This window comes from uncultured Brevundimonas sp. (assembly GCF_937870815.1).
GTDB lineage: Bacteria > Pseudomonadota > Alphaproteobacteria > Caulobacterales > Caulobacteraceae > Brevundimonas.
The window spans coordinates 1-6493 of the sequence record NZ_CALMZS010000156.1; the positions used below are offsets into that span (position 1 = coordinate 1).

10 protein-coding genes are annotated in these 6493 nt (G+C 68.6%); 3 read left to right on the forward strand and 7 right to left on the reverse strand.

Annotation, left to right across the window (positions count from 1 at the left end):
• From Q0588_RS10075 to Q0588_RS10090, 4 genes are all read right to left on the reverse strand, one after another.
• The coding region (locus Q0588_RS10075) for an ABC transporter permease (RefSeq protein WP_298745823.1) at window positions 1-467 on the reverse strand (467 nt) is incomplete at its 3' end.
• Window position 468: 1 nt separating this feature from the next.
• Window positions 469-1482: an ABC transporter ATP-binding protein gene (locus Q0588_RS10080; protein WP_366872839.1), complete on the reverse strand. Its 1014-nt coding sequence runs from the start codon at window positions 1480-1482 to the stop codon at window positions 469-471.
• Between the two features lie 89 nt (window positions 1483-1571).
• Entirely contained in the window at window positions 1572-2561 is a 990-nt protein-coding gene (locus tag Q0588_RS10085) for an HlyD family efflux transporter periplasmic adaptor subunit (protein WP_298745824.1), read from the reverse strand.
• Entirely contained in the window at window positions 2558-3184 is a 627-nt protein-coding gene (locus Q0588_RS10090) for a TetR/AcrR family transcriptional regulator (protein ID WP_298745825.1), read from the reverse strand. Before Q0588_RS10090 ends, Q0588_RS10085 begins: the two co-directional genes overlap by 4 nt.
• 121 nt (window positions 3185-3305) lie before the next feature.
• On the opposite strand from Q0588_RS10090, the gene cobS reads away from it, so the two are divergent.
• Window positions 3306-4316, forward strand: coding sequence for a cobaltochelatase subunit CobS (cobS, locus tag Q0588_RS10095; protein WP_298745826.1), 1011 nt, complete (start codon window positions 3306-3308; stop codon window positions 4314-4316).
• A complete protein-coding gene (locus Q0588_RS10100) occupies window positions 4316-5047 on the forward strand; it encodes an endonuclease NucS domain-containing protein (RefSeq protein WP_298745827.1) in 732 nt (243 codons plus the stop codon). Before cobS ends, Q0588_RS10100 begins: the two co-directional genes overlap by 1 nt.
• Window positions 5048-5059: 12 nt before the next feature.
• On the opposite strand, the gene Q0588_RS10105 is transcribed toward Q0588_RS10100, so the two are convergent.
• From Q0588_RS10105 to Q0588_RS10115, 3 genes are all read right to left on the reverse strand, one after another.
• Window positions 5060-5401 (reverse strand): HigA family addiction module antitoxin, encoded by a 342-nt coding sequence (locus Q0588_RS10105; protein ID WP_298745828.1) that lies wholly within the window; start codon window positions 5399-5401, stop codon window positions 5060-5062.
• Window positions 5376-5657 carry a type II toxin-antitoxin system RelE/ParE family toxin gene (locus Q0588_RS10110; RefSeq protein ID WP_298745829.1) on the reverse strand — a complete coding sequence of 94 codons (282 nt, stop codon included), beginning with the start codon at window positions 5655-5657 and terminating at the stop codon, window positions 5376-5378. Before Q0588_RS10110 ends, Q0588_RS10105 begins: the two co-directional genes overlap by 26 nt.
• A gap of 162 nt (window positions 5658-5819) precedes the next feature.
• Window positions 5820-6062, reverse strand: coding sequence for a hypothetical protein (locus tag Q0588_RS10115; protein WP_298745830.1), 243 nt, complete (start codon window positions 6060-6062; stop codon window positions 5820-5822).
• A 245-nt stretch (window positions 6063-6307) separates the two neighbouring features.
• Between Q0588_RS10115 and Q0588_RS10120 the strand changes: the two genes are divergently transcribed.
• A partial coding sequence (locus Q0588_RS10120) for a CsbD family protein (RefSeq protein ID WP_298745831.1) occupies window positions 6308-6493 on the forward strand: 186 nt, incomplete at its 3' end.

Sequence of the window (6493 nt, forward strand, 5' to 3'; positions counted from 1 at the left end):
TTCGCCAGCGGCCCGGTCAGCTCGCGGGTCAGGGCCTGGGCCGGCAGGCTGGCCAGGGCCGCCACCGCGCCCGAGGTGGCCGACGGATCGGTGGCGTCGGCCTCGACCAGAATCCGCGCCGCGTCGCCGCGCACCACCCGCCGGGTGAAGTCGGCCGGGATGATCACCGCGAACTGCACCTCGCCCCGCTCCAGCGCCCGGTCCAGCTCGCCCTGGCTGCGCGCCTGCAGGGTGATGTCGAAATAGCCGCTGTTGTTCATCGCCGTCAGGATCGAGCGCGAGAAGCCGCCGTTGTCCTGCACCAGCACCGCCGTCGGCAGGTGCCGCGGATCGTCATTGATGGCGTAGCCGAACAGCAGCAGCTGGATAATTGGCAACAGCAGGATCATCGCATAGGTCAGCCGGTCGCGCGTCAGCTGGATGAACTCCTTGGCCATGATGGCCCAAGTGCGGCTCGGGGACAGCATCTCAGGCCGCCTCGTCCCGGCCGGCCTCGAGGTCGTGGATCAGCTGGATGAACACGTCCTCCAGCGTCGGCCGCGTCTCCGTCCAGCGCAGCGCTGGTTTGCGGAACGGCTTGATGGCCGCCTCCAGCGCGGACCGGTCGCGCCCCGAGACGTGCAGTGTGGTCCCGAACGGCGCCGCCATCTCCACGCCGGGCCGATCTCGCAGCTCGCCCGCCAGCCGGTCCGCTCCCGGCCCTTCCCCGTGGAAGGTGATCAGCCCCGAGGCGGCGATGACCTCGTCCGCCGTGCCGCGCGCCAGGGTCCGGCCGCCGGCGATATAGGCGATCTCGTGACAGCGTTCGGCCTCGTCCATGTAGTGGGTCGAGACCAGCACGGTCATGCCCCCTGCCGCCAGGGCGTGGATCTCGTCCCAGAAGGTGCGGCGCGCCTCGGGATCGACCCCCGCCGTCGGCTCGTCCAGCAGCAGCAGGTCGGGCCCGTGCAGGGTCGCCGCCGCCAGCGCCAGCCGCTGCTTCCACCCGCCCGATAGATTCCCCGCCAGCTGCGCCCGCCGCTCGACCAGCCCCAGCCGCTCCAGCGTCGCCTCGACCCGCTCGCGCCGCCGCTCCAGCTCGTGCACCCGGGCCATGAAGGTCAGGTTCTGCTCGATCGACAGGTCTTCATAGAGCGAGAATTTCTGCGTCATATAGCCGACCCGGCGCTTGATCAGCCGCGACTGGGTCATGACGTCGTGGCCCAGCACCGTGCCCGCGCCGCTGTCCGGCGTCAGCAGGCCGCACAGCATCCGCAGGGTCGTGGTCTTGCCCGCGCCATTGGGGCCGAGGAAGCCGCAGATCCGCCCGCGCTGGACCGTGATGCCGAAATCCTTGACCGCGTGCAGGGCCCCGAACGACTTGTTCAGGCCCCGCACGTCGATGACCGCCGAGCCCTCCCCCTCGACGGGGGAGGGTTGGGAGGGGGTGGGTATAGGATGGTTGTCATGGAGCTCCGAGGGGCTCCGGCCGTCCTTCGACACCGCCTCTCGCGTCCCGTCCTGTGACAGCCTGCCTCCACCCCTACCCCCAACCCCTTCCCCGTCGAGGGGAAGGGGAGTCGGTCGCCGGGTCACCGCCCCGCCTCCAGTGGCGTCACATCCACCGGCAGCCCCGGGTTCAGCGTCGCCGCGTTGGCCGGCAGGGCCTCGACGCGATAGACCAGCCGGTCGCGGCTGCCCTTGCTGTACAGGATCGGCGGGGTGAACTCCGGCCGGGCGCTGACCCAGGTGATCCGGGCGCTGCCCCGCGCCGCGCAGCCGTCGCAGCTGAAGCTGACCGTGCGGCCGGGGCGATAGAGCGCCATCTCGGCCTCGGGCACGAAGAAGACCAGCTTGACCTCATGGTCCGGCAGCAGGGCCAGGATCGGCGCATTGGCCGCCGCCCATTCGCCGGGGCGATAGAAGATCTCCTCCACCCGCGCCGCCCCGGGCGCGACCGGGGCCAGTTGGCCCAGCCGCGCATTGGCCTCGCTGAGCCCGCCCCCGGCCTGCAGCGTCTGCTGTTCGGCCTGGCGCAACGCGTCCTCGCGCGCGCCCAGGGTCGCCACCTCGCGCCGCCGCCGCACCGCCGCCGTCCGGGCCCGGGCCGCGTCGCGCGCCGCCCGCACCTGATCCAGCCGCGCTGGAGCATAGATGCCCTGCCGCACCAGCGGCGCGATGCGCGCATAGTCGGCCTCGGCCACGCGCTCGGCCGCCAGCGCCGCCTGCAGTTCGGCGTCGAACACCGACAGCTCCTCGGCCCGCTGGCCCTTCCGCAGGTCCTCGGCCCGCGCCTCGGCCGCGCCGACGGCCGCCGCCGCGCCCTCGGCCTGGGCCCGCTGGATGCCGGGATCGATCAGGAAGGTGCGGCCGCCCGCCGCCACCCTCTGCCCCTCGCGCACGTACAGGGCCGCCACCGAGCCGGAGACCGGCGCCGCCAGATAGACCCGCTCGCCCTCGATATAGCCGGTCAGGGTCCGCGCCTCGCCGCCGCGCAGGAACAGCAGCCAGACCAGGGCGCCGACCACGGCGATCGCGCCCAGCGCCAGCGCCGCGCGCGAACCGCGTTTGGGCAGCGTCATGGCCTCATCCCCGTCAGGACCGTGTCCAGATGCTGGTCGGCCAGCTTGACCACATCGATCGGCCCGGCCCCGATCGGTTCGAACGTTTCGCGCCAGACCATCGACAGAAGCATCGGCCCCATGATGCCGAAGGTGAACAGGCGCGGATCGCCCGGCCGCACCTCGCCGCGCGCCTGGGCCGCCGCGATCAGGCCGCTCATCAGCCGCAGGCCCGGCTCGACCACCGTCTCATGCCAGACGGTCGCCAGTTCGGGATGGTTGCGGCTCTCGGCGATGACCAGCTTGACCACGCCGCTGATGCGTTGGTCCGTCACCACGGTGCGGGCCAGCAGGCCCAGCGCCATCCGAGCGGCGGTCTCGAACGGGATCTCCGCCGAGGCTGCCGCCGTCGCCCGCGCGATGTTCGGCGAGATGGCGTCGGTCACCACGGCCCGGAACAGGTCGGCCTTGGTCTCGAAATACAGATACAGCGCGCCCTTCGACACGCCCGCCCGCTTCGCCACCTCCTCCAGCCGCGCCGCCTGGAAGCCGCGCTCGGCGAACACCTCCAGCGCCGCCGCGAGGATTTCGGCCGGGCGATCGGCCGGCCGGCGACGGAATTTGGGTTCGCCCAAGGGGAGCACTTCAACACCTCTAATAACTGACCAGTCAGTTATTAGGTTGGCGCATCGCCCCTGTAAAGCGCGGCGCTCCGCCACGCCGGCGTAGCGGACGCTGGACCCCGCCGCCCCGGTTTCCTAAGGGATGCGGATGACCTCCCCGCTCGACGCCACCCCCGATCCGCTGCTGACGCTGGAACCGCACCGCCAGGCCACCGTGCGCGAGGTGTTCGGCATCGATTCGGACATGACCGTGCCGCTGTTCACCGAGCGCGACAGCCATGTGCCGGACATCGACGACGCCTACCGCTTCGACCCGCAGACGACGCTGGCCATCTGCGCCGGCTTCGCCTTCGACCGCCGCGTCATGGTCCAGGGCTATCACGGCACCGGCAAGTCGACCCACATCGAGCAGGTCGCCGCCCGCCTCAACTGGCCGATGGTCCGGGTCAATCTCGACGCCCACGTCAGCCGCATCGATCTGGTCGGCAAGGACGCCATCGTCCTCAAGGACGGCAAACAGGTCACCGAATTCCGCGAGGGCATGCTGCCCTGGGCCATCCAGCGCCCCATCGCCCTCGTCTTCGACGAATACGACGCCGGCCGCCCCGACGTGATGTTCGTCATCCAGCGCGTGCTCGAGGCCCAGGGCCGGCTGACCCTGCTCGACCAGAACCGCGTCATCCGCCCGAACAGATTCTTCCGCCTGTTCGCCACCACCAACACCATCGGCCTCGGCGACACCTCGGGCCTCTACCACGGCACCCAGCAGATCAATCAGGGCCAGATGGACCGCTGGAACATCGTCACCACGCTCAACTACCTCGACCACGACGTCGAGGCCGAGATCGTCGCCGCCAAGGTGCCGGAGTGGTCCGACGCCGACGGCCGGCGCAAGATCGCCGCCATGGTCCGCGTCGCCGACATGACCCGCAACGCCTTCATGAACGGCGACATCTCCACCGTGATGAGCCCCAGGACCGTGATCACCTGGGCCCAGAACGCCATCATCTTCGCGGGCGACGTGGGGCTGGCGTTCCGGCTGACGTTTTTGAACAAATGCGACGAACTGGAGCGGCCGACCATCGCGGAATTCTACCAGCGGGCGTTCGGGGAGGACCTGCCCGAGGCGGCGACGCGGGTGAAGGTGGGGTGATGAGGGAAGAAGCCTTCAAGGCGCATCTGGCTGCGCAGGGCCTCGCCCCCGGGACCTTGGCGACGCGTAGCTCGGCGTTGCGCCGCATCGAGCGAGCGGAAGATATCGACCTCGACGCCGAGTACGAACGCGACGGCATGGAGTCGCTCTTTGCAAAATACGCCTATTCGATTGCTGACCACCGGGCGGGTCTCCCAAACCCCACGAAGATCGACATCGAGCCGGAGAACCTTCGAAAGTATTTGGCCTTCTACAGGAGCGCCCTCAACTCCTATCGGGGGTTCGCTTCAGGCGGGCTTCAGGGCGAGTTTGAGCCGATTGCTACGGAGGCGGAAGCCGAAGCAATCGACGCTGTCGTGGAGACCGCAAGCAAGTCATTTGCCTTGGAACGAGACCTCCAGAACGCAATCAGGACCGACATCGCCCAGCTGGAATCCGGATTGGAGATCGTCGATGGTGGCCGCGAGGCGCGTGTCGAGGCGGGGCTGATCGACGTGCTGGCGAAAGACGGTCGTGGGGTCTGGACCATCATCGAGTTGAAGGCGGATGTCGCGAGGCCTGCGGTGATAGCGCAGACCCTTGCTTACATGGCATCTGTCGCCGAGGAACGTGGAGGCAGCGTTCGAGGCATAATCGTTGCAGCCGATTTCGACCAGCGGGTCGAACTGGCCGCACGTGCGGTTCCAAACCTCCAACTCAAGCGTTATCGCTACCGTTTCGAATTTGATTGACCGAGTTTGTGACTACGCCGCCCTCGGCGTGATCATCTCCAGCGCCGGCCCCATCTTCCGCCGCTGCTCCAGCAGGTCGTGGTCGATCTGCAGTCCGAGAAAGAACCCCGCGCTCAGCCCCCAGTAGCGCGTCAGGCGCAGGTCCGTGTCGGCGGTCACCGCCCGCTTGCCCAGAACGATCTCGTTGATCCGGCGCGGGGGCACGCCGATGGCGTTGGCCAAGGCGGTCTGGCTCATGCCCAGAGGCTTGAGAAAATCCTCCATCAGGACGTCGCCCGGCGTCGGGTTCTTCAGCCAGTCGTCGGGATGGCCGATGCTGGCGAAGCGGTCAGTGGTAATCGCAGATTTCGACATCCTCGCATCCTCCTTCGGTCCAGCGGAAGCAGATCCGCCACTGCTGATTGATCCGGATCGAATGCTGACCCTTACGATGCTTGGTCAGAGCCTCCAGGCCGTTTCCCGGCGGAACACGCAGGTCCTCGAGCACCACACTCCGGTTCAACTGGCGCAGTTTGCGCAACGCCACGTCCTGAATATCTCCGGGCAGGCGACGAGACCGCTCGCCGGCCCAGACCTTCTCCGTTTCGCGATCACGGAAGCTTCGGATCATCGGGCGTGATATAACGCATAACGTTATGAGTGTCTATTCGAGAGTTTCTCAAAGCGTGGTATTGAAGCCCGCCAGCTCGCGGGTTCGCCCGTTGAGCCTCAAGACCGGGTTCGCCCGGCCAGCCCCGCCAGGGCCATCACAAGCCGGGCGGGGTTGCTTGTTTTAGGCGTCCCGTCTCTGGTCCGCCGCTTCCCGCTTGTCCGCCTGCCGCTGGCGTTTCCAGAAGGCGCGCTTGGTCCGGCGGAGGTGTTTCCACCACTCCGTCGCCGCGACCAGCTGTCCCTTCTTCGCGGTGGCCATGGGGTCAGTGTAGCACGCGCGGCCCATGCCGTTGAGCGTTCGGCGCTTGTCATCCCGGCCGAACCCCGGCGAAAGCCGGGGGGAGAGCCGGGACGGATCGAGCACCGACCCGTCCCTTCCGGAAATCGCGCCGCGATTGTCCGGGAGACGGGCGGCCCTCGCACCTGGCCTGACCTGTCTCCCGGATAGCGGCTGTCGCCGCTTCCGGGATGACAAGGGGGAGCGATTTGTCGCCCGTAAATATGACCCGGGCAACACGATCCGCGCGCCGCTGTCGCAGCCCCGGAACCGCCGCCGCGGCCATGCGCTAACCCCGCATCCCGCCCCTCCCCGCAGCATAGGAGATTCCCATGACCGACCAGCGTATCGAAGGCGCCGCCACCCAGGCCGAGGGCCAGATTCAGAACGGCCTCGGCCGCCTGACCGGTGACACCAAGCTTCAGCTCGAAGGCAAGGTGAACGAGGTCAAGGGCCGGGCGCGCGACGCCTATGGCCGGGTCATCGACGGGCTGGACGGCATCGTCGCCAAGGCCCCG

Coding starts and splice junctions, on each gene's coding strand:
- Q0588_RS10085 (WP_298745824.1), bottom strand. CDS start 2,561: ATGACGCTGCCCAAACGCGGTTCGCGCGCGGCGCTGGCGCTGGGCGCG.
- cobS (WP_298745826.1), top strand. CDS start 3,306: ATGCGGATGACCTCCCCGCTCGACGCCACCCCCGATCCGCTGCTGACG.
- Q0588_RS10100 (WP_298745827.1), top strand. CDS start 4,316: ATGAGGGAAGAAGCCTTCAAGGCGCATCTGGCTGCGCAGGGCCTCGCC.
- Q0588_RS10105 (WP_298745828.1), bottom strand. CDS start 5,401: ATGTCGAAATCTGCGATTACCACTGACCGCTTCGCCAGCATCGGCCAT.
- Q0588_RS10110 (WP_298745829.1), bottom strand. CDS start 5,657: ATGATCCGAAGCTTCCGTGATCGCGAAACGGAGAAGGTCTGGGCCGGC.